Consider the following 21037-nt stretch of genomic DNA (forward strand, 5'->3'; position numbering starts at 1 on the left):
TCTAGATATGGAACTCGGGCATGCATGACCTGAATGATCTGTACTACTTCGCGATGGTGGTCGACCACGGCGGATTCGCCGCCGCCGAGCGCGCCTTGGGTATCCCCAAGTCGCGACTGAGCCGCCGCATCAGCCAGCTGGAAACCGACCTGGGCGTGCGCCTGCTGCAGCGCTCCACGCGCCGTTTCGCGGTCACCGATGTCGGCACCAGCGTGCACCGCCATGCGCAGACGATGCTGGCCGAGGCCCAGGCCGCGCGCGAAGTGGTGGACCGGCTCAGCGCGGAACCGCGCGGCGTGGTCCGCGCCAGCGTGCCGGTGTCGCTGGCGCAGATGCAGCTGCCCAAGCTGCTGCCCAAGTTCCTTGAGCAGTACCCGAAGGTGCGCCTGCAGCTGAACATCAGCAACCGCCGCGTGGACATCATCAATGAAGGCTACGACGTGGCCCTGCGCGTGCGTTCGCGCTTGGACGATGACGGCAGCCTGGTGATGCGCAGCTTCGGCCAGGTGCAGGAATTGCTGGTGGCCAGCCCGAAGTACCTGGACCGCGCCGGTCGCCCCAAGGACCCGGAAGAGCTGACCCAGCACGTCACCCTCAGCATCAGCGAAGACGAAGCCCGCCAACGCTGGGAGCTGCACGGGCCGGAAGGCGAAGTGCGCCGGGTCGACCTGCAGCCGCGCGTGGCCGGCTTCGACTTCCCGTTGCTGCAGAGCATGGTGAAGGACGGTTTCGGCATCACCATGCTGCCGGAAACCGTGTGCGCCGACGCCGTGCGCAACGGCGAGCTGGAAGTAGTGCTGCCGGACTGGTCGCTGCCGCAGGGCGTATGCCACGCCGTGTTCGCCTCGCGCCGCGGCCTGCTGCCGGCGGTACGCGTGTTCATCGACTTCCTGGCCGAGCACCTGCCGCCGCAGCTGGAAGCCTCGCGCCTGGATTGCGGTGGCGCCTGTGAAAAGGCCAAGGAGCGGATCAAGGCCAGTGCACTGGGTGCGCTGGCGGTGGACGCGGGCTGAGGTACCTACCCGCAACTGCACCGCCGATCTGTGAAACGGTAGCGCCGGGCCATGCCCGGCGTTGCTGCTTTCCGGCCCCGGTCAGTTCCGGCCGAACAGCCGGTCCCAGAAGCTGCGCCGCGGGGGTGCGGCCGGTGTGGGCTCGGCAATGACCGGCGCTTCCAGCACCGCCATCAGTTCCGCGCTGCGCGGCTTCTTCAGGAAGCGCGCGTAGTCCAGATAGCTGGTCACCTTGCTCATGTGCAGGCGCTCGGGCATGGCCGGCAAGGCGCCGCCCTGCAGCAGTACCCGCAACGCCTCTGGGCGGTCCAGACGGATCGCCTCGAACAGGGCGGTGCCACCGCATCCGGGCTCAATCTGGTTGGCGCGCTGTGGCGCATCCTTCAGCAGCTCTCGCAGCGCATCCGGGTCATCGTGGTTCACGGCCGCTACAAGCCGTGCCAGCGCTTCAGCCTCTTCGGGCGGAAGGCTGTCGCGATAGGCCTGGTCGGCGATCTCGCGATCGTCGCGCCCATCACCGCCTTGGATGCACAGGAAATCGGTGACCAGAGCGACCGGAATGCCGGACGTATCCAGCCCCCAGTAGCTCGGATAGACGCCGTCGCCCCAGCCGCTGGTGAATACGACCAGGCCGTGCGGTGAGTCCTCGCCCCAGGGGCGGTACTCGGCGCCTTCATCCAGGCCGTCATGGTCGATCAGCGCATCCGACCACGCGTTGTCTTCGTCGCCATCGGCCTGTTCGATCAGGGCCAGCAGCGCCCGCTGGGTGTCTGTATCCATGAAGCAGCCGATGCCAGCGTCGACCGGATAGCCGATGAAGCTGTCTTCATCCAGACCGGTCAGATCCTGCGTGGTCCAGCGCGCCATCTGCCAGTGCAGGGCAGACGCAGTGAGGGCTTCGCGGGGTTTGAACCAGACCACGGCCAACGCCGGGCGGCCGCTGTGCACGATGATTTCGACCGGATGCCGGCCCAGCGGGGCGGTGTAGTCGGCCAGCGCGGGCGCCTCGGCCTGGACCAGCGGATCGCAGACCACCAGATGCCCGCTGCTGACCGGCAGGTGCCCGGCGAAGGTGCGATGCAGGGCCATTGCGGCCAGCTGGGTGTCGTCCAGCAGGGTGGTGCGCAGGTTGGCCAGATCGAGGTGGGCCATGGGGGATCCGATTGCAGTGGAGGCCCCACCGTGCCGGATGCGAAGGGCGGGAGCAAGGGTGGTCTTGGGCAAATGGCCTTCACGTGCGAGAATACGGCGCTGCCCGGGCGACCGGGACCCGATTGGAGAGATGGCCGAGCGGTTTAAGGCACCGGTCTTGAAAACCGGCGAAGGGTCAAACCTTCCGTGGGTTCGAATCCCACTCTCTCCGCCAGTTGTTTAAAAGAGCCTCTGGAAACAGGGGCTTTTTTGTTTCTACAGCCTTCGCTGCCCGCCCGCTTACCCGTTCACCTGCAAAGATCGATTCTGCACGATCTGCTGCCGAACCCGGCCTTGCGCCTCGGATTGTATCCAGAGTACGCGGCGTCTGATGCGGATAGAGCGCCGGAAGCGGCCAGCCTTGATCTCTCCGCAGATAAAGGTGGCGTCCATACCGGTCATCTGGCTCACGTGATCAAGCGATAGCAGCTCTTCCAGTCTTTCAGCCGCGCCCATGATGGCCTCCGATGCGGCGAGCCCTCATAGGACGGTCGGCCAGCCCAAGCTGGAAGTGCAGAACGATGTCGATCATCGGCTAGGGCAATAATAACGCTCAGGCGATCTCAGATCTCAGCACCAAGGTTACCCAGCACGACGAGACGATCACGTTGCAGGCAGGGCTGATCATTGCTTTGCGCAGCGATGTGACCGATGTGGCTGGAAGGACTGCGGCCAACACCACCGCATTGCAGCAGCTGACGACGCGCGTCCCGTCGCCTACTTCCAGGCTGTCAGCGAACCCATGGCAGAGTCCACCCTGGTGATGGCACGATTGCCCAAGGAAGCACAGGAGGCGCTGGTGCACCGAATGCGCGAGTTCGCTAGAAGGGGGGCGAGAGCTCAGCAAGGTGAGTGTGTCAATCAGTGATAACTGGCGCAGTCTAAGTGGATCTTTCGTCCCAGCCTCTCAACATCAGGCCGCTGACGGTAGACTGTCGGCTGCAGTCCTACGTATTGCGATCAGTCACGATTTTGCTATCTAGGTATTGAATGATGCTGCGGGTTAGATTGATGGCAAGCAGCGCCTCATCGCGTTCGACAAGCTGATCGTTGGCGTGAGCTAGGCTCCCTCTGTTACGGAGCGGATTAAGCGAATCTAGGATATTTCCGATGGAAAAGACAATCTTGCGCATTGCGTCGTCTTGGACGCCCATATCGCGCAGCGCAGGATGGCTTTCTCGCATCAGTTTAAAAACTTGAGTGACTCCAGGATCTGCTGGCAGCGAAGCCAAGTCCAGCCCTGCCGATCGGCATACCGTTTTCAAATAACCATGGAGGGCCGTGTGAACGCGATCCAAGGCACTCACTGGACCCTGCACCTCCAGCAGCGATGCAGCATCGGCCAAGGCTTGACGCACCAGCTCGCTAGCTAACCTGGGTGACGTCGGCTCTACGGCGGCTACTTGGTTGCATCGCTTTGCCATGGCAAGCAGCTTCGAACGTGCATCTAGGGTCCGCTGGACCTCTGACCCCACCGGAAATCGGCGGGCAACGCCTCGCACTATCGCCGCCTGAGTCTGCGGATCGGCGGAAGAGAGCACCGCCAAGAAGCGTTGCCGCGTGGTGCCCGGATAGTCTTCCGGATCGATCGTTAGGTCGCAATAGGCGGCATAGAACTCACGGTGGGATGAATAGGTGAAATCGCCCAGGTAACCGCCTGACACGCCAATGTAGTGGCTGATGATCCAATGTATTTCAGTCGGGCGTAGGCCTTCCATGGATACCTTTGGTCGCCGGCTGGAAGGCCGGCCCAGATGGAGGCACTATAGCCTTGGCGCCCAGTTCCGGGCCATAGGGGGGAGACATGGATAAGTCGTTTGAGGAAGGGACGGTCGACGCCCCGGAGAGCGGATCTGTGCTCCGGGAGCGAGGCTCGCTGATTGACAAGGTCAATCGGGCCCGCCTCGAGCTGCTGGACCTATCGACCCGCAACCGGTTACTTAGCGTCCCTAGGTCCGGCCACGCTAAGACGGTGGAAGTGGTCAATGAGCTCGCGAAGGCGATGTATCAGACGCTCGTCATCGATGGAAAGCGCTTCACTTTCGCTGCAGGTAGGGCCGACCCAAAGACAGCCGCAGACGATGCCGTAGGCGAGGAAGGCGATCAGTCCGACTCAGCCGGCGCCGTCCAGGTAAAGGGTGTTGATGCGGAAGCTGACCTCACGCTTGTCGAGGATGAGCTGGACGACCTCGAACTTCTGGCGCAGCCGAACTTAGAGCTGGACGAGCAGGGGCGCCGCGTTAGCCACTGGGACGCCCAGTTGATGACGCGCTTGACACCGACCGGCTTGCAGAAGCGACTCTTAGATCTTTACGTTGATGCCCGCACGCTTCAAGAAGAGCAGGGCATCAACGTGCTCTACCTCGGTATTGGCTATCTAAAATGGCGTGCGCCGACCACCCCTAAGATCGACCGATATGCTCCACTCGTGCTGGTGCCCGTCGCGTTGGAGCGCAGCAACGCAGGCGAGAAATTCCACCTCAGATGGCAGGGTGATGAGATCGTCGCCAACCTGTCGCTCCAGCTCTTCCTGCAACGTCAGTTTGAGATGAAGCTGCCAGAAATCGATGAGTTCGAAAGCCTCGACATCGATGACTACCTGTCCAAGGTTGCGTCCCTGATTGAGGGTAAGCCTGACTGGGCAGTCGTGCCGGACGATGCGGTATTGGGCCTATTCTCGTTTGCGAAGTTCATGATGTATCGGGATCTAGACCCTGCGAGCTGGGAGCAGTCTGGTGGCTTAGGAGCGCTCCCTGCACTTCGGGGCGTAGTTTCGGATGGATTTCCCGGCGCTGCTATTTCGACAAGCGAAGAGGACATTGATGCCACTGTAAGCCCGGAACATATGCGCCATGTCGTCGACAGCGACAGCTCCCAGTCCCTCGTTGTCCATGACGTACTCAAGGGGCGGAGCATCGTCGTTCAAGGGCCGCCGGGAACCGGTAAGTCTCAAACCATCGCGAATGTTATCGCGGGGGCAATTGCTGATAAGAAGCGCGTGTTGTTCGTGGCGGAGAAATTGGCGGCTCTAGAAGTTGTGAAGAGGCGCTTGGACCAAGTTCGACTCGGCGCCGCCTGTCTTGAACTTCACAGCAACAAGGCGAACAAGCGAGCCCTGCTGGAAGAACTTCGGCTCACATGGAACTTGAGCCCGCTGGCCAATGAGGACAGCGGGCCGATCGTTCGTCAGCTCACTGAGCGACGCGATTTGCTTAACGCCCATGCCTCGCGCCTGCACCAAGAAATGCTTCCGTCGAGACTGACGCCCTACGAAGTGTTCGGCAACCTTGTTCGGCTGCGCCGGGAGGGATATGTCACGGCCCGCATCCGGCTTGATTCGCCGCTCGAGTGGGCGTGGGACAGGGTAGAGGAAAACCAGAAGCTGCTTCAGGACCTGTGCGACCGAGTCCTTGCAATGGGTATCCCCGACCAGCACGCCTGGGCCGGTGTCGGGAATGACGCGCTGCTGCCGAACGATCGGGACCGGTTGATTGGGGAGATCGCTGAACTCGCCACTACTCTGGAGGAATGGAGGCGACGCACTGTCGAACTGACCAGCGCTCTCGACCTTACGTTCTCGGACAGCCTAGATGCGCCACAAGCCGCAATTGACCGAACCAAGGTTCTGCTGACGGCACCGGCACTCGGACCCGGTGCACTCGCCGACGCGTCTTGGGAGACTCCTTCGGGCCTCGAGAGCCTGGTCGAAGACGTTCGGCGTGCGCAGAAGCTGCGCCGAACTTGTAACGAATTTGCGGCCGATTCGGCAGTTGAACGCGTATGGGAGCAAACGAGGCAAGAGTTGTCGAATGTTCCTGTCGACTTCGTCCTCGTCAGGGAACTGTCTGTGATGCGCGATGCGCACCAGAAGCTGTCAGGCATGGGGTCTGACCTAGAACGTCTAGCCCAGTTGGTAGGGGAGCAGCGGCCGCTAACATTCGAGGTAATGGCTCATGTCTGTGCGCTTGCGGAGCGCGCCAGCTCAGCGCCACAGATTGATCGCGATGCTTTGGTTGCTCGTATTTGGGAGCGAGGCGTTGATTCGGTCCAGAACTTGGTCGAATGGGTGCAACAGGTCCAGGCAGCCCGCCGTGAACTAAGTGAGGTGTTCCGCGACTCTGCATGGTCTTCCAACTTTGAGGGCGCTCGGCTGCAAATCGCCAGTCGTACCGGGAGCTTCTTGCGCTTTTTAAGCGGCGAGTGGCGTGCCGCAAATCGACTGGTCCGCGCGCAGCTGCGAAATCCAAAGCTTCCAGCTGATCATTTGTTGCCAGCACTGGACAAACTCCTTGACGCCCAGGCAGCGCTCCGCCGGCTCGACGAGGGAAATGCTCAGGGTGAGGAAGCGTTCGGCGCCAACTGGGAGCGTGATCGTTCTGATACCGCTTTCTTAAGAGGCGTTGTAGCTTGGATGCGTGGCATGCGCCCGCTTGGGCTGGGTGCGCGCGAGCAAGTCGCCGCCATTGGTGATAAGGGCTTAGCGGCGGTGTTGGCGGCTCGCCTTGGCCCGGGACTGGCCGAAGTCCAAGCCCTTTTGTCTCCCATACATGAATCATTGCTCACTAGCGGGCAGATGCTGTGGAGCGCGGTAGAGTCCTCGCTTCCAAGGGTCCCGCTGCATCGATTGTTAGACGACACGGCCCCGTTCGAACAGGCAATTTCGGCGTGCGATTCGCTGAATAACGCTAAGGCGATGACCGTGTCACTGGCCCTCGAACGCATCGACGCTCTGACCAGTACTCAGGCGGCACTTGCCGCACTGGCTCAAGTCGACCGGCAAGGCGAAGCCGCGTTCGGTGACCTGTGGCGAGGCTTCGCTTCGGATGCTGCTGCGCTCCAAGATGCTTGTCTCTGGATGACTACCAATGCTGACTTGAGGATGCTGGCCTCCCGCACCGTCGACGCCCAGCAGATGCTTGAGCAGGCGACAAATCAGCTTGAGGAAGCTGAAAGGCTGGACATCGAGCTTTCTGAGCTGTTCACTACTTTACGATTTGCTGGCAACGACGAGGTTGCATCGAATACCGCTGACGTCTCCGTGAATGCCGCGATAGGCCAGCTCAAAGCGTGGGAAGCAGATCCGGAAGGGCTCCCGCAATGGGTTGCTTACATAGCTCAAGCAAATGTGGCCAAACGACGTGGACTGAAGAACTTCGTCGATGCGCTGGCGACCGGTGTCTTAACTCCTGATGAGGCTCGGGGCACGTTCGATCTCGCCTATTATGAGGCGGTTCTGTCAGCAATGGTGGCGCGGGCCCCTGAACTGGCGACGTTCGACGGTAAGAAGCAGACCGAGCTTGTCGAGTCGTTCTGCGAGCTAGATCGAAGCCGCATTGACTTGGCTCGGAGGCAGGTTTCCCGCTCGCATCGCGAGCGAATCCCGTCGAAGAACGGGGCGGCGGGCCCTGTGGCGGTGATTCTCGGCGAGATGGCGAAGAAGAGAAGCCACCTCCCTATTCGCCAACTGATGGTGTCGGCGGCGCCTGCCATCCAAGCACTCAAGCCGGTTTTCATGATGAGCCCGCTGTCGGTGGCGCAGTTTTTACCCCCAGGTGCGGTGGAATTTGATCTTTTGGTCATCGACGAGGCTAGTCAGGTCCAGCCAATCGACGCCTTGGGTGCCATCGCCCGCGCCAAGCAACTGGTCATCGTAGGCGACGAGCGTCAATTGCCGCCCACGCGGTTCTTCTCAAGAGCTCTGGGCGATTCGTCCACACATGTGGATGAGTCCGCAGCGCCGGCGGATGTGGAGAGTATCTTGGGACTGTGCCTCGCGCGGGGGCTACCGGACAGAATGCTCCAGTGGCACTACCGAAGCCGCCACCAGTCTCTAATTGCGGTGTCCAATAGTCAGTTCTACGAGAACAAGCTACTGATCGTGCCAAGCCCATACACGAGTGAGGCGGGCGTGGGTCTGCGGTTCCACCACCTGCCCGACGCCGTCTATGATCGTGGTGGCACTAGCACCAACGCGCGTGAGGCGAAGGCTGTTGCCATGGCGGTCATTGCTCACGCACAAACGACACCGCATCTTACCTTGGGGGCTGCCGCTTTCTCGACCCAGCAACGGCGGGCAATCTTTGACGAAGTGGAGCTGCTGCGTCGCCAACACCCTGAGACCGAAGGTTTCTTCACGGCACACGCCCACGAGCCGTTCTTCGTCAAAAGCTTGGAGAACATCCAGGGCGACGAACGCGATGTCATCTTCATCTCTATCGGCTATGGCCGAGATTCGCGCGGCGGCGTGAGCATGAACTTCGGACCGGTCAGCAGCGAAGGCGGTGAACGACGTCTCAACGTGCTCATCAGTCGCGCCAAACAACGATGTGAGGTCTTTTCGTCCATCACTGACGAAGACATCGATCTCAGTCGAGGCAAGGGCAAGGGCACTGCTGCACTCAAACTGTTCTTGCACTATGCCCGCACAGGGCGCCTCCATATCGCCGACGAGGCTGTCGAACAGCGCAAAAGGACGTTTGAGCAGGAGGTTGCAGAAGCGCTCATCGCTCGTGGCTACAACCTTCACATGCATGTGGGGGTGGCCGGCTTCTTCGTCGACATTGCCATCGCCGATCCGGAGAGGCCAGGGCGCTACATCATTGGTATCGAATGCGACGGAGACTCCTACCGAAGGTCCAACGGTGCGCGTGATCGAGACCGTCTACGTGACCAGGCGCTCCGTGATAAGGGCTGGCAAGTCCACAGGGTATGGAGTGCGGAATGGTTCCTCAGGCCTGCCGCGGAACTTGATGCCCTGGTGCGCGTCATCGAGCGTTCAAAGCTGGAGCCGGACCCCTTTGAGGCAGAGACGGTCTCTCGATCGCGCGCCGTTCCAGTCAACATCGAGAGCGTGGAACACGACGAATTCGTCGAAGTGGGTCTGGTTAGCTCTGACGAGCTGCCCAGCACCGAGCCTTATGTGGAAGCCAACTTCGCGGTACCCAGTCAGCAACAGGAGCTGCATGCAGTTCCTGCAATGCGGATGGCAGGTTTTGTGCGCGACTTGGTTCACGTCGAGGGCCCGATCCATCGGTCAGAGGCCGTTGTTCGCATTCGTTCTCTATGGGGCTTGCAACGAGCCGGAGGGCGCATTCAGAGTGCGGTGGATGAGGGCATCCGGCGGGCGGTTGAAGACGGTCTGGTGTTGCAGGATGGGGAGTTCCTCCTGTGGCCCGATCGCGCTATTCGAGTGAGGGACAGAAGCTGCGTTCATTCTCTGAGCTTGCGTCGACCTGAGTTGCTTCCACCCATGGAGATGGATGTCGCGATCTTGGAACTGGTGCGCGAGAACTTAGGGGCATCATTGGATGAAGTAGCGCTTCACGTGTCGCGCCGGCTGGGCTTCCGAACGACGAGCGCGCAGCTGCGTGCTGCTCTAGTGGGTAGGGCCGAAACACTTTTGGCGCGCGGTGTCTTGGTCCTGCGGAATGGATTGTTGGCGGAGCGACCTATTCAACAGTGAGCGTGCTCGAGCTGCTGTAAAGAGAGGGGGAAGTAGGCAATGCTGGTCTTAGTCACCCGCCACTGACGGCGGAGCCCAGCGGTGGGAAAAAGGGAGGGCAAAGAGGTCAAGGAAAAAACTTGCTGGAGTCGGTCAATCATTTGGCGAACTGCCCCTTCTGGTATCGCGGCAATTCCACCTTGGGCCGATACAGCTCCATGGCGCTGATCTGCTTGCTCCGGGTCACGTACGGTTTCTTGTGGAGGTAGTGCTTGCGCAGCACCTGGACCCGATCCCGGGGAGCAGTGCTGTGGCCAGTGACCAGCGCAATCTCCCTCTCCGGAGCATCGTTGACATCCAATTCGGTAGCGAGGGTATGGCGGAAGGTATGGAAGCCGATTCCCTTGGCAAAGCCTAAGCCTTTCAGGTAGCGGCCGAAGTCCACCACGAATTGCTGGCCATAGCGAGCGTTGGTCTCTCCCGTCTTGCGCTTCACGCCGGCTGAGAGGAGGGGGAGCACCCGCGCATGCCCATGGAGGGCGACCAACGGAGTTATGGCATGAAGATTGGATTCAAGCTTTCTGTTGCTGTTGCGGCCTGTGCGTTGACCTTTGGAATCGGCAACGCCACGGCGAAAGCCCCCGGCCCTTGTTCCGTCTGCGAGGTCCAATACATTGCATGCGAGGCGTCAGGTACAGACTTGAGTATCTGTACCCGGAACTATATGCAATGCTTCCGTCTGAACGGCTGCATTATCCCGTAGTAGGACGCGGCGGGGACGTGTGGGGACCTTGCGATACCCTGCAGCCTCGCCACCGTCCAGACAAAAGCCTCGGTCCTGCCGGGGCTTTCTCGTTTCCGGAAAGGCCATGGCGAGCAATCATGCCGGGAGCGAAACCGAGGCGGCGCCTGTGTGCCCTGATGCAGGCAGGCATATGTGGAGGGAGCGGGATGCATTCATCCCCGACGCCCGCCCTTCGGCTTGTTATGGCACAACGGGTAACTCGAGCACGACCGGAACGCCCCATGCGGCCCATTGCGGTCCACGAACACGCCGACCTTGCACACCGGGCAGCGTTCTTCGTGGATGGCCGCGCCTGAAATCGCGGTCACTTCCACCGCGCCGTCCTTCACCAGCTCGTCCAGGAACGGCGAACGCTTCCCCTGTAGGGTGAACATGGCCACCGAGCGTCGCGCACGCGTCAGCGCCACATAGAACAACCGCCGCTCTTCGCTCAGCGGGTAGGTATCACCCTCCGGCATTGCCAGGGAAAGCACCGGGTCATCCGAGCGCAGGCTCGGGAAGCTGCGGTTGACCATGCCTGGCAGGATCACATAGTCCGCCTCGCGTCCCTTTGACCGGTGGGCCGTGAGGAACTCCACGTCCATCGTGCTGCCGAAGACTGTCTTCCAATCCGAAGGCATCGCGCTGCGGTCCGCGCGGTAGCGGCCCAGGATGAAGACCGTCACGCGTCCCTTGCGCCCTTGCGGCACCGCCCCGGACAGCAACTGCTGATGCAGCTTGGCGAGGTACTGGCGAACGCCATCCTGCAGCTCCTCGCGACGATTCATCTGGAACGCTTGCAGCACCGGCCCCATTGCCGCTGCGGCAGAACGAACCGCCTTGGAAATCTGAGCTGGATTCCGGCTGACGAAACGGCTGGACGCATCGCAGAGCGCCTGGGGGCAGCGGAATGTCTGCTCCAGTTTCAGCACCTGGCCATGGCCCATCCATTCGCGGAATCCGGTCATCACCGAAACGTCGGCACCGGCGAAACGATTGATCGATTGCCAGTCATCGCCCACCGCAAACAGATAGCGGCCGGGGCGGCTGACCAAGGCACGGCAGAGCCGGGCGCGGGCGCGCGAGGCATCCTGGAATTCGTCGGCCATCACCAGTTCGTAGGGCGATTCATAGCGGCCCTGTTCCAGCAGTCCGGCCGCCATGTTGAGCATGTCTTCGAAATCGATGCCGTGCTCGTCAGCCAGTGCGTTGTCCCAGGCCTGGAAAACAGGGCTGGCGATTTCCAGGAAGCGCCGATGCCGTTCCCTGAACTGGTCTTCGGGCATCTGTCGCAGGCGCTCCGCCATATCATCCAGCGTCAGGCAGTTGCTCTTGGCATGGGCAATGAAGGTGCGCATCAAGCCGATCAGGTCCGCGTCCGGCATGGGCTTTGCGCCCTGCTCGGGCAGCTCGCGGTCGGGGTTGGGGTCGAGTTCGACACCGGAGTCGCCAAGCCTCTCCGCCATATCCCGCAGGGCGTATCCACTGCGCAGACCAAACGAGGTGGTTTCAACAAGGGCGGTGCCTCGTGCCGCATGCTGTTGACGCTTCCAATGCATACCTTCGGCGTAGTCGGGAAGCTGCTCTGGCGCCTGGCCATCCGCATCCAGCGAGAAGTGCTCGTGATACAGCCCGGCGTGCGGGTAATAGAAGTTGGGGCGATACTGGCAGTGGGTGTCTGTCGCAGTATCGAACTCGTAGCGTCGCTCGTAGTCGTACGTCACGCCGTTGTAGAACAGCCAGTCGGCGATCACGCATTCTTCCAGGCTCTTCACCCGCTCACCCTGCAGGGTGCAGATGTAGGGCGTGCCATCGCGTTCGTAGCCATCGGCCTCCATTTCCGCGCCGAATGCCGGCAGGTCGCGCCCGAACACCAGGCGGAACATGTCCCACTGGGTGCGGAAGTGGATCGAGCGATCCTTCAGGTCGTCCACCAGTTCGGCCAGCTTGTTGAAGCCCAGCGTGGCGTTAATGGCCCATTCGGGGATGTCGGGCTTGCGGCCGGTGACCTTGGCGATGATGGCCAGGCCCAGGGCGTGGAAGGTCCGGGCCTCAACCACGGTGTTGCCCATGCCGAGTCGATCGAAGGTTCGCTGCGCACGCTCCTCCAGTTCCTTGGCAGCATCCTTGTTGAAGGCGAGCATCACGATGCGTTCGGGTTCGACAAAGCCGCGGTCAATGGCATAAGCGGCCTTAGCGACCATGGTGGAGGTCTTGCCGGAGCCGGCTGCGGCCACGACCTGCACCCGATTGTCGAAGCAGATGACGGCGCGGGCCTGTTCCTCTGTCAGCGGCTTGCTCTCGACCCGGCCCAGGAAGCCCCTGGCCAACACCAGCTCGCGCAGGGTCATGGCCTCATTGGCTTCGGCCCAGGCAGCGGGCCAATCCAGGTTCCAGTCGCGCAGGGCGTCCAGCGCTGCGCGATGGCTGTCCGCATGCAGATCTTCATGCACGTCTTCATCGCGGAACAGCTGCTCCAGCTCAGGCGGCTGCAGGGGCAGGTCTGAGCGCTTCGCCAGCAGCGCCTGCTGCTGCTCATGGGTGATCCAGCGGCGGCCGGCACTGCCACGATCGATGAGGGCATCCGCGTCGCTCAACCAGGACTGGATCTGCTCCAGAATCGTGTCGAACAGGGCCTTGCGTCCACGCGTGGTTCGCGCAAAGAGCAGGTGCTGCAGGGCCCCCGCAAGCCGGGACGCTGGTCCGTTAGGGAGCCCGTCCACGCACAGCCCGGCAGCATCGCCGGTCTGCAGTTCGACCCGTGACCAGATGACCCCTCGATGGACCTGCATCTGCTGATCATCATCCACGCGCAGCCGGTACTGCTGGCCGGAGACACTGAGTTCAACGTACTCGCCATCAAGCCGCAGCGACCAATGGGGCGAACGGGTCACGCGTCGGCCCCAGCCCGAAGGGCGCCATTCCATAGACATCCAGATACTGCCTTGCAAGCGTCAATAGGGCTTATTGAGCCCCTAAGCCCACATGATAAGGGGCTTGGAAGCCGCCTGTGGTCGTCAGCTCGCGGATTGACCTCGGTACGGGCTTCGCGTGCGCAGGAAGTGGTCGGTGGAGTCGCGGGGTGTCGCGTTTATCGCGTGCGTCCCGGATGCGGGCTCCGTACGTGCCACTATGCACCTGTGCAATGGTGTGCCACGATCCGGCGGCTCACTGCATGTTAAGTGGAAGCAGTGCTTGGAGAATGGCTTGGGAGGGAATGCCCCGATGAATGCAGTGGATCCGGAATTAAAGAGGTTGCTGGCAAGGTTCGATGAGTGCCACACCTTCGAAGGCTGCGAGTTGACCAGTCCGGAAAGCCATGGGATCGACGACGATACGCCGCTGCATATAGCGGCGTTCAATAACGACGTGGATCTACTCAAAGAGTTGATGCCGTTCGTCACCAATATCGACGTACTCGGGGATATTGGATTGACCCCGATGGCGAACGCCGTGATTAGTGAAAGCCTCGAGGCCGTTGTCTACCTTCTCTCCTGTGGTGCGGACCCCATGATCCTGGATGAAGTGGGCGATTCGGTGCTGGATATCATGAAGATGAGACCCGTCTTCAATCAGTTGGTTGAGCAGATCGAGAGCGAGCTGCCGGGGGCGGTTTGAGGTGGGCGAGGTGTGGGTGCTGAGGCGCGCTCGTGGCTCCGCAACCTGGGGCAGGCCGAGAAGATCACGGCGCTAGGATCGCGTACCATCACTCGTAGGCGCGATCCTGCTTCGTCGGCGGTACTTCCACCACATCACCGCGTCGGATCAGCTCGGCCAGATCCGCCGCCGAAGCGGCCAGGGCATCCTGCGCATCGAAATCCCACTTGTCCTTGTACTCGCGTGCCAGCAGGTCGCAGACCGCTTTGGCACGCGGATAGGCATCGTCCTTGCCCTCGTTCTGCTTCAGCGCATCGCGATGGATCTGGCACAGCATGAGCTGGTGCGCATCCTCGGCGCGCTCGCGCTCCCAGGTGATGTCGGGCAGGCCCGAAAGCGCAGCGGCAAGCGCGAATGCAGTCATTGGCATGTCGGGTGTCCAGGCAGCGATGGGAACCCGAGCGTATGCGAGCGGCAGTGGCTTGAGGTCATCGCCGCCCGCGTTGTTTCACTACGTGTTCACCATTCGCCGCAGCATGGAAGCTGCATCAAATGCAGTTGATCCAGACTATCTGCTCACGCATTCACATCCACGACAATCCGCCCACGCACCTTGCCCGGGATGATCTGCTCATAGACATCCAGCACCTCGGCGAGCCCGATCAACTGCACGGTACTTTCGAGCTTCTGCGGATCCAGGTCGGTCGCAAGTCGGTCCCACGCGCGCTGTCGGATGTCCTGCGGCGCATTCACCGAATCCACGCCGGCAAGCGTCACGTTGCGCAGAATGAAGGGCAGCACCGAGCCATGCAGCTCATCACTCTGCGCCAGCCCGCAGGCGGCCACCGCGCCGCGGTATTTCGTCTCGGCAATGGCGTTGACGAGGGTGGGACCGCCTGCCACATCGACCACCCCGGCCCAGCGCTCGGCACTCACCGGCCGCTCGCGCGGTTCTGAAAGCTGCGCGCGATCGATGATCTCGGCGGCGCCCAGGCTGTGCAGGCACCTGGCGTGTTCCGGGCGCCCGGTGGCTGCCACCACGCGATAGCCCAGCTTTGAGAGGATCGCCACCGCGATCGAACCGACGCCACCGTTGGCGCCGGTCACCAGCACATCGCCCTTTTCGGGCGTCAGCCCCGCATGTTCGAGGGCCAGTACGCACAGCATGGCGGTATAACCTGCGGTACCGATGGCCATGGCGTCGCGGGTGCTGAAGTTGCCGGGAATCCGGTTGAGCCATTCGCCCCGCACGCGCGCGCGCTGGGCCAGCCCGCCGTGATGTCCCATGCTCAGGTCCCAGCCATTGAGCACAACGCGGTCGCCTGGCTGGAAGTCGGCTCTACTGGATTCCAGCACCACACCTGCCAGATCGATGCCGGGAATGAGCGGGAACGTCCGGATGACCGGACTCTTGCCGGTCAGGGCGAGCGCATCCTTGTAGTTCAGCGTGGAGTACTCGACGTCCACCAGAACGTCGCCGTCCATCAGATCGGCTTCATCAAAATCGACCAGCTCGGTCGAAACCTGGTTGTTCGTCTTGCGGGTGAGCAGTGCTTTGAACGTCATGCTGGGCCTCACATTCAAGGAATGGGGCCATGCTAGGCTCGCACCGTTATCGCAACAAGAACGATGAATTTCCGTAGGTACTATGGTTTTCCGGAGTATGCATGCGTAGCAGGCGTTGGGATGGCAAGAGCGGTTGCGCGGTGGAAGTCACGCTGTCGGTGATGGGCGGCGTGTGGAAGCCGATCATTCTGTTTCACCTGATGACAGGCAAGCGACGTTTCATGGAGCTGACCCGGCGTGTGCCCAACGCCACCCAGTCCATGCTGACCAGCCAGCTGCGGGAACTGGAGGCTGACGGGGTGGTGATCCGCCACGTGTACCCGGAAGTGCCGCCGAAGGTGGAGTACGAGCTTTCCGAATTCGGTCGCACGTTGGTGCCGGTGCTGCTTGCCATGCGCGAGTGGGGTGAAACCTATCGCGGCCATAAAGGCACGGACAGCAACGGCTGAGACCTGGAGTGGAGTGCCGAAGCAGTATCCGCAGTACTGCAGGCAGCGTATGTGGCGCGCAGCCTGGTTTCATGAAGGGCTGCGATGCGGTTCCTGTTCCGTGGACGCCCGGTTGCCTATAGTGGCGCTGGAACCCTGCAATGGAATGCCCATGCACGTGATGTCCCCCAGCCGGTGTCTGACGCTTGCACTTGCCGTTGCAGTGAGTGCCGGCGCCTGTGCGCGGCCACCGTCCAACGAACACGAAAGGAATTCCGCCATGTCCGGCGCAACCCAGACCGGCCGCACGATCAACGGCCACACCTATACCGATGCGCCCGTGGACGTGAAGCTCGGGCCGAATACCTTCCGCATTCCAGCCAACTACCTGGACAGCCAGATCGCACCGTGGCCGGGCGAGGGCGTGACGCTGGTCATCGAGTGGCCGGACATGAAGCCGACGGCGCCGGGTGCGCGGGCGAATCCGCGTACGAATGATTTCCGGAAGGAGATTGCTGTGGCGATCGATTACATCGATCGCGCGCCAATCGAAACATCATTGGAGCGATTGTCCTCTAATCAGGCATCCACCGAGGAAGGATCGGTGGAGCGAGGGGATCCTCGGGATCGGCTCGATCTGCGCATTGCGCGGCCCGACGTCATGGGCCTGACGCCTTACGCCATCGATGAAACGAGGATGGGGGTTTTCTCGAAGGAATACGAAGCACGCTATGGAAAACCGCCCACGCGCAATCCTGCCTTTGAAGATGACTGGTACATCGCGCGCGCTCCCAACGGCGGCCTGACCACATTCATCAAATGCGAAAGCACGGCGTTCCGGGGGGATGGCGTTCGCCTGCAGGGCGATCAGGTCATCAGTGAGCAAGGACAAGCCGCCGCGGGGTGCTTCCACTATTTCTCGGATGTGGAGAACAAGCTTTCCATCTCGCTGAACTACAAGCGGGCCTTCCTGGCGGACTGGAAGCGGATGGAAGATGCGGTGCGGGATGTTCTCGCGCGCTCCCGCGTCCGGTAGTGAGTGCATTCAGGAGCAGGCTATGAGTGGATTGACGCAAGAGAATCTCAAGATTCTGGCCAGCTATGCCAAGGCCGGAAACCGCGAGTTGTACTGGAACTATCTGTCGCAGCTGCCAGATGCGGATGGCTATGGCACGCTTGCGCTGGGTGTTGTTCGCAACGACAGCCTGCCAGGCCGCGTTGCAAACAGCTACGCGCAGGATTACGCCCGTGATCAGGAGGGCAAGGGCTCCGGCTTTCCCGATGCGCAGCTGAGCGAGCGCCAATGGGAGATGTTTGGGCAGACGCTTCTGCGCCAGGACCTGGAGCGACGCCTGTACTGGATGGAGCAGGGGCGCCCAGACCTGGCACTGAATCTTCCCGGCAAGGATGTAATGCTGGCTCACGACCGTGCATTTGAACGGCATGAACTCGATCCCAACTGCTGGACGCCGCGCGTGTTGCTGCAGGCGGCTGAGCAGAAGAGCGGCCCCGAGAAGCTGGAACAGATCTGGACCAACATGCTCAACAATGACTACGCCGGAGGCCCGCGTGTAGGCAACACCATCGTCGATGCCATCAGCCAGATGGGATGGACGAAAGGCGGCCAGTACCTCACCCGGTTGAGCGTGCTGGAAGCCACCCAGGCCCTGGAAGGGCGCTCGGCGGTCGATCCGAACGTCATCGGTGGCAACAGCTACTACGCGATGTACTTTGAGGCGGACAGGAAATGGGCCAGCATCAGTGCGGGCGGCGGTCACATGTCGCTGCGGGAGATCACCGATCCCTCACGTATCGCCGAACTCAACGACGCGCGCGAGGTTCGTCTGGAGCGCCTGGAGAAGCGAACCCAGTTCCACCCGGACGACCCGTATCGGACCATTACCCGCAGCCCGCTGACCGCAGCGGTGGACGACGTGCCGGATCCCTCACAGGCGCCGACCCGTCTGGCCGACATTGGTCCTGGCCACCGTGAGTACACATTGCTGCAGCAGGTGCGCGAAGGCGTGGCCGCGATCGATGCCAGCGCGGGGCGTACCCACGATGAGAACAGCGAGCGTCTTGTGGCGAGCGTGATGGCCTTGGCCCGCCGCAACCAGCTCGAACGCGCCGATCACGTGCTGCTGAGCGCCCAGACGGCCGACGCTCCCGCAGGGCGGAACGTGTTCGTGGTGCAGGGCGAGATGACCGACCCCGCCCACCTGCGCGTTTCAATGCCCACGGATATAGCAGTACAGACGCCGGTTGCGCAGTCGTTGCAGCAGATGAAAGCGGTCGACCTGGAGCGCCAGCAGACTGCCGGGCAACGCCAGCAGGAAATTGATGTGCAGGCGCGCGAGAACCATGCGATGCGGATGGGATGAAATCACACCGCCAGTCGCGTATGGAACCTTTTCAGTAGTAAGGCGCAGCGCCTGCCAGCCAATGCCAGCCCCCGAAATGGGGGCCGGCACGCATCACGGCAGTGCGTGGCTTACGGGATGGTGCAGCCGCTGTTCCGCAGGCAACGAGCAAACGCCGGGTAACAGACCTTCTCGCCATTACCCGCCGCCAGGCACGCGTCATACGCGGTGTAGCACGGGGTACAGCGGGACTGCGCGGAGGCACTGCCGATTCCCAGGGTCAGTGCAGCAGCCGCGATAGCAACAGACAGCTTGAATCCAATCTTCATGCTTCACTCCGTTGATAGCCCTTCTTGGGCAATGGCGACGCTACAGGCGGAGGTGATCTTGCACAAGTGACTGGAAGTGCCGACGGTTTCGGACGCGCGTGGACCAGTGCCAGGCAACGATCTGCTTGCCGGCAGTGGATCAGCGCTACACGTGCTTCCGGTCAGAAGCTGTAGGCCGCCTGCACATACACCCGCCGTGGATCGCCGGGGAAATGCCCGTTGCGTTCAATGAAGCCACTGGCCGCATACACTTTGTCGAACAGGTTCTTGACGTTGGCCTGGAACTGCCACTGCCTCCACGTGGTCTTCCAGCTCATGTCGAACACGGTGTAGGCCTTGACGGTCTGCCCATCCAGGCTGACGCGTTCGCCGACGTGATCCGCGCCAAAACCGATGGCGGAGTTGATCGCCGGCAGGTCATAACGCGTCCACAACCCCAGCTTGTTGCGCGGCGCATTGGCGAATCGGTCGCCTGAGGCGTTGGTGATGCCATTCGGGCCGGCGTCCTTCACCCGCGCATCGTTGTATGCGTACGTCAGATTCAGCACCCAGCGCTCGCTGAGGTCGGCCAGCAGGTCAAGCTCCATGCCGGTGCTGCGTACCAGGCCCAGCGCGGCCAACTGGTTCACGCCACCGATCACCTCGCCGGTGGCCTGCACGATGTTGCTGCGGTCGATCCGGTAGGCCGCCATGTTCAAGGCCACACGGTCGGCCAGCAGCGACTTCATGCCTACTTCCCACTGCTTGCTGCGCTCGGCATCGAACGGTCCGCCAGCGGCCGGGTTCTGGTTGGCGGCACTCTGCGGCACGAAACCACTGGCGACGTTGGCGTAGACGTTCAGGCCCTCGCGCACGGTGAACGTGCTGCCCAGCCGCCAGCTGAGATCGTTGCCATCCACACTGTTGCCAGTGATGCGATCCTCATCCTTGAAGCCATCCCAGCGCACCCCGGCCAGCAAATGCCAGCGCGGGCCCAGTACCAGTTCGTCCTGCAGGTAGCCGCCATGGCGCTTGCTGCGGGTGGATGTGCTGCGCCAGGGCAGGGCCGCCAGGTTGTAGTCGTGCCAGGTACTGGCGCCGTACACGGGATTGAACAGGTCGATGCCGCGCACCGGCCCGGCGCCACGCGCAAGGTCAGCGCTGTTCGCGGTCTGTGCGGTGAAATCCGCATCCAGCTGGTACACATCGGCGCCGAACAGCACCTTGTGCTCAACCGTGCCGGTGGCCACCCGCCAGACGGCATTGCCGTTGGCAGTGAATGCTTCGTTGTCGCGTATCTGGTTGCGCAGCTGGCGGGTCATCCACTCGGCCACGCCATCGCGGTCACGATCGATCAGGCCCATCGGCTCGTGGTACATCTGGTGTTCGTTGTTGCTGAACCAGCGGGCGGCGAAGTCCAGGTCCAGAGTGTCGCTCGGCGCGAAACGGTACTGCGCCAGCGCCACTTTGGCGCGCATGTCGAGGAAGTCGCTGGCCTCGTTGTGGTTCCAGCGGCGGTCGGTCAGGAACGTGCCTGCATCGTTGACCGGCACGCCACGCAGGCGGTTGCCGCCAAGGTTCTGGGTGATGTCGGTGAACTGCAGCACCAGCTCGCCGGTCTGGCCAACGTCGAAGGCCAGCGAGGCGTCGCCGATCACGCTCTCGCTGTCGGTGTTCCAGCGCACGCCCTGTTCACTGTCGGCATAGAGCCCGGCGCGATAGCGTACGCTGCCGGCGGCATTCAACGGCCCGGTACCCTCGATCGATCCGGCACGGAAGTCCTTGTCGCCGAGCTGGACCTCGATGCGGCGTTCGTCGCTGGCTTTCGGCTTGCGGGTCACGTAGTTGATGACACCGCCCGCATCACCCCCGCCATACAGTGCGCCTGCCGGCCCCTTCAGCACTTCCACGCGCTCGATGTTGAACAGCTGCGGCACCGAAAATCCTGCGTACGGGTCGCCGCGCAGGCCGTCATACAGCACGTTCTCCTGGCGGAAGCCGCGCAGGGTCACCCCGGCATAGCTGAAATAGCTGATGCCGCTGATGCTGCGATAGAGGTCGGTCACCTGGCGCGCGGCCTGGTCGTCGATCAGTTCACGCGGGATGACCTGGATCGACTGTGGGACCAGCTCCAGGGGTGTATCCGTGCGGGTACCGACCGCGGCATCGTCTACCCGATACAGCGTCTGTGCACGTCCGCGAACCTCGACCTTGTCCAGGTCCTTGGGCGTGGTCGTCGAGGGCTCGGCAGCATGGGCAAGGGCGGCCAGGGGCAGGGTCAGTGCCAGGCAGAGGCTGCGCTGCAGGGGCGTGGAAAGGGGCATTGGGGGAGGGTCATGTGTCTGCAAA

General features: G+C 62.1%; 14 protein-coding genes, 1 tRNA gene and 1 pseudogene. 7 read left to right on the forward strand and 9 right to left on the reverse strand.

The window, feature by feature from the left end; genetic code table 11:
• Positions 1–20: 20 nt before the first annotated feature.
• Complete coding sequence (locus tag AC5P78_RS08530; protein ID WP_005410175.1) at positions 21–1013, forward strand: LysR family transcriptional regulator; 993 nt, start codon at positions 21–23, stop codon at positions 1011–1013.
• 81 nt (positions 1014–1094) lie between these two features.
• Here the strand turns inward: AC5P78_RS08530 and AC5P78_RS08535 are convergent, their stop codons facing one another.
• A complete protein-coding gene (locus tag AC5P78_RS08535; protein ID WP_099484032.1) occupies positions 1095–2165 on the reverse strand; it encodes a DUF4241 domain-containing protein in 1071 nt (356 codons plus the stop codon).
• A 124-nt stretch (positions 2166–2289) separates the two neighbouring features.
• On the opposite strand from AC5P78_RS08535, the gene AC5P78_RS08540 reads away from it, so the two are divergent.
• A tRNA-Ser gene (locus AC5P78_RS08540) sits at positions 2290–2379 on the forward strand.
• A gap of 65 nt (positions 2380–2444) precedes the next feature.
• On the opposite strand, the gene AC5P78_RS08545 is transcribed toward AC5P78_RS08540, so the two are convergent.
• A complete protein-coding gene (locus AC5P78_RS08545) occupies positions 2445–2660 on the reverse strand; it encodes an AlpA family transcriptional regulator (RefSeq protein ID WP_100438709.1) in 216 nt (71 codons plus the stop codon).
• 491 nt (positions 2661–3151) lie between these two features.
• Entirely contained in the window at positions 3152–3922 is a 771-nt protein-coding gene (locus AC5P78_RS08550; RefSeq protein ID WP_088430996.1) for an abortive infection family protein, read from the reverse strand.
• Between the two features lie 86 nt (positions 3923–4008).
• On the opposite strand from AC5P78_RS08550, the gene AC5P78_RS08555 reads away from it, so the two are divergent.
• Positions 4009–9666 carry a DUF3320 domain-containing protein gene (locus AC5P78_RS08555; protein ID WP_219625524.1) on the forward strand — a complete coding sequence of 1886 codons (5658 nt, stop codon included), beginning with the start codon at positions 4009–4011 and terminating at the stop codon, positions 9664–9666.
• A gap of 136 nt (positions 9667–9802) precedes the next feature.
• On the opposite strand, the pseudogene AC5P78_RS08560 reads toward AC5P78_RS08555, so the two are convergent.
• Positions 9803–10177: pseudogene (locus tag AC5P78_RS08560) on the reverse strand (integrase); the annotation flags it as partial.
• 425 nt (positions 10178–10602) lie between these two features.
• Positions 10603–13356 (reverse strand): UvrD-helicase domain-containing protein, encoded by a 2754-nt coding sequence (locus tag AC5P78_RS08565; protein WP_414498279.1) that lies wholly within the window; start codon positions 13354–13356, stop codon positions 10603–10605.
• A gap of 298 nt (positions 13357–13654) precedes the next feature.
• Between AC5P78_RS08565 and AC5P78_RS08570 the strand changes: the two genes are divergently transcribed.
• On the forward strand, positions 13655–14047 hold the full coding sequence (locus AC5P78_RS08570) for an ankyrin repeat domain-containing protein (protein WP_032967218.1): 393 nt from the start codon (positions 13655–13657) through the stop codon (positions 14045–14047).
• An 88-nt stretch (positions 14048–14135) separates the two neighbouring features.
• On the opposite strand, the gene AC5P78_RS08575 is transcribed toward AC5P78_RS08570, so the two are convergent.
• Both AC5P78_RS08575 and acuI read right to left on the reverse strand, forming a co-directional pair.
• Positions 14136–14456: a hypothetical protein gene (locus tag AC5P78_RS08575; RefSeq protein WP_115875095.1), complete on the reverse strand. Its 321-nt coding sequence runs from the start codon at positions 14454–14456 to the stop codon at positions 14136–14138.
• A 146-nt stretch (positions 14457–14602) separates the two neighbouring features.
• Positions 14603–15592: an acrylyl-CoA reductase (NADPH) gene (gene acuI, locus AC5P78_RS08580; RefSeq protein WP_414498275.1), complete on the reverse strand. Its 990-nt coding sequence runs from the start codon at positions 15590–15592 to the stop codon at positions 14603–14605.
• 101 nt (positions 15593–15693) lie between these two features.
• Here acuI and AC5P78_RS08585 point away from each other — a divergent pair, with 101 nt between their 5' ends.
• From AC5P78_RS08585 to AC5P78_RS08595, 3 genes are all read left to right on the forward strand, one after another.
• The gene (locus tag AC5P78_RS08585) at positions 15694–16041 is read left to right on the forward strand and encodes a winged helix-turn-helix transcriptional regulator (RefSeq protein WP_005410145.1); all 348 of its coding nucleotides are present in this window, start codon (positions 15694–15696) and stop codon (positions 16039–16041) included.
• Between the two features lie 151 nt (positions 16042–16192).
• Positions 16193–17056, forward strand: a complete 864-nt coding sequence (locus tag AC5P78_RS08590; protein ID WP_032965909.1) for a Smlt3025 familytype IV secretion system inhibitor — start codon at positions 16193–16195, stop codon at positions 17054–17056.
• Between the two features lie 22 nt (positions 17057–17078).
• Positions 17079–18401: a Smlt3024 family type IV secretion system effector gene (locus tag AC5P78_RS08595; RefSeq protein WP_414498280.1), complete on the forward strand. Its 1323-nt coding sequence runs from the start codon at positions 17079–17081 to the stop codon at positions 18399–18401.
• Positions 18402–18511: 110 nt separating this feature from the next.
• On the opposite strand, the gene AC5P78_RS08600 is transcribed toward AC5P78_RS08595, so the two are convergent.
• Both AC5P78_RS08600 and AC5P78_RS08605 read right to left on the reverse strand, forming a co-directional pair.
• Positions 18512–18709, reverse strand: a complete 198-nt coding sequence (locus AC5P78_RS08600; RefSeq protein WP_005410142.1) for a hypothetical protein — start codon at positions 18707–18709, stop codon at positions 18512–18514.
• Positions 18710–18870: 161 nt separating this feature from the next.
• Complete coding sequence (locus AC5P78_RS08605; protein ID WP_049460727.1) at positions 18871–21012, reverse strand: TonB-dependent siderophore receptor; 2142 nt, start codon at positions 21010–21012, stop codon at positions 18871–18873.
• Positions 21013–21037: the final 25 nt, after the last annotated feature.

The sequence above is a fragment of the Stenotrophomonas sp. YJH_SMC_133 genome, from assembly GCF_059370655.1.

Bases quoted from the DNA above. Each gene is read 5' to 3' on its own strand.
- AC5P78_RS08590 (WP_032965909.1), top strand. From the start codon at position 16,193: ATGCACGTGATGTCCCCCAGCCGGTGTCTGACGCTTGCACTTGCCGTT.
- AC5P78_RS08545 (WP_100438709.1), bottom strand. From the start codon at position 2,660: ATGGGCGCGGCTGAAAGACTGGAAGAGCTGCTATCGCTTGATCACGTG.
- AC5P78_RS08565 (WP_414498279.1), bottom strand. From the start codon at position 13,356: ATGGAATGGCGCCCTTCGGGCTGGGGCCGACGCGTGACCCGTTCGCCC.
- acuI (WP_414498275.1), bottom strand. From the start codon at position 15,592: ATGACGTTCAAAGCACTGCTCACCCGCAAGACGAACAACCAGGTTTCG.
- AC5P78_RS08530 (WP_005410175.1), top strand. From the start codon at position 21: ATGCATGACCTGAATGATCTGTACTACTTCGCGATGGTGGTCGACCAC.
- AC5P78_RS08605 (WP_049460727.1), bottom strand. From the start codon at position 21,012: ATGCCCCTTTCCACGCCCCTGCAGCGCAGCCTCTGCCTGGCACTGACC.
- AC5P78_RS08535 (WP_099484032.1), bottom strand. From the start codon at position 2,165: ATGGCCCACCTCGATCTGGCCAACCTGCGCACCACCCTGCTGGACGAC.
- AC5P78_RS08550 (WP_088430996.1), bottom strand. From the start codon at position 3,922: ATGGAAGGCCTACGCCCGACTGAAATACATTGGATCATCAGCCACTAC.
- AC5P78_RS08585 (WP_005410145.1), top strand. From the start codon at position 15,694: ATGCGTAGCAGGCGTTGGGATGGCAAGAGCGGTTGCGCGGTGGAAGTC.
- AC5P78_RS08555 (WP_219625524.1), top strand. From the start codon at position 4,009: ATGGATAAGTCGTTTGAGGAAGGGACGGTCGACGCCCCGGAGAGCGGA.
- AC5P78_RS08600 (WP_005410142.1), bottom strand. From the start codon at position 18,709: ATGAAGATTGGATTCAAGCTGTCTGTTGCTATCGCGGCTGCTGCACTG.
- AC5P78_RS08570 (WP_032967218.1), top strand. From the start codon at position 13,655: ATGAATGCAGTGGATCCGGAATTAAAGAGGTTGCTGGCAAGGTTCGAT.
- AC5P78_RS08575 (WP_115875095.1), bottom strand. From the start codon at position 14,456: ATGCCAATGACTGCATTCGCGCTTGCCGCTGCGCTTTCGGGCCTGCCC.
- AC5P78_RS08595 (WP_414498280.1), top strand. From the start codon at position 17,079: ATGAGTGGATTGACGCAAGAGAATCTCAAGATTCTGGCCAGCTATGCC.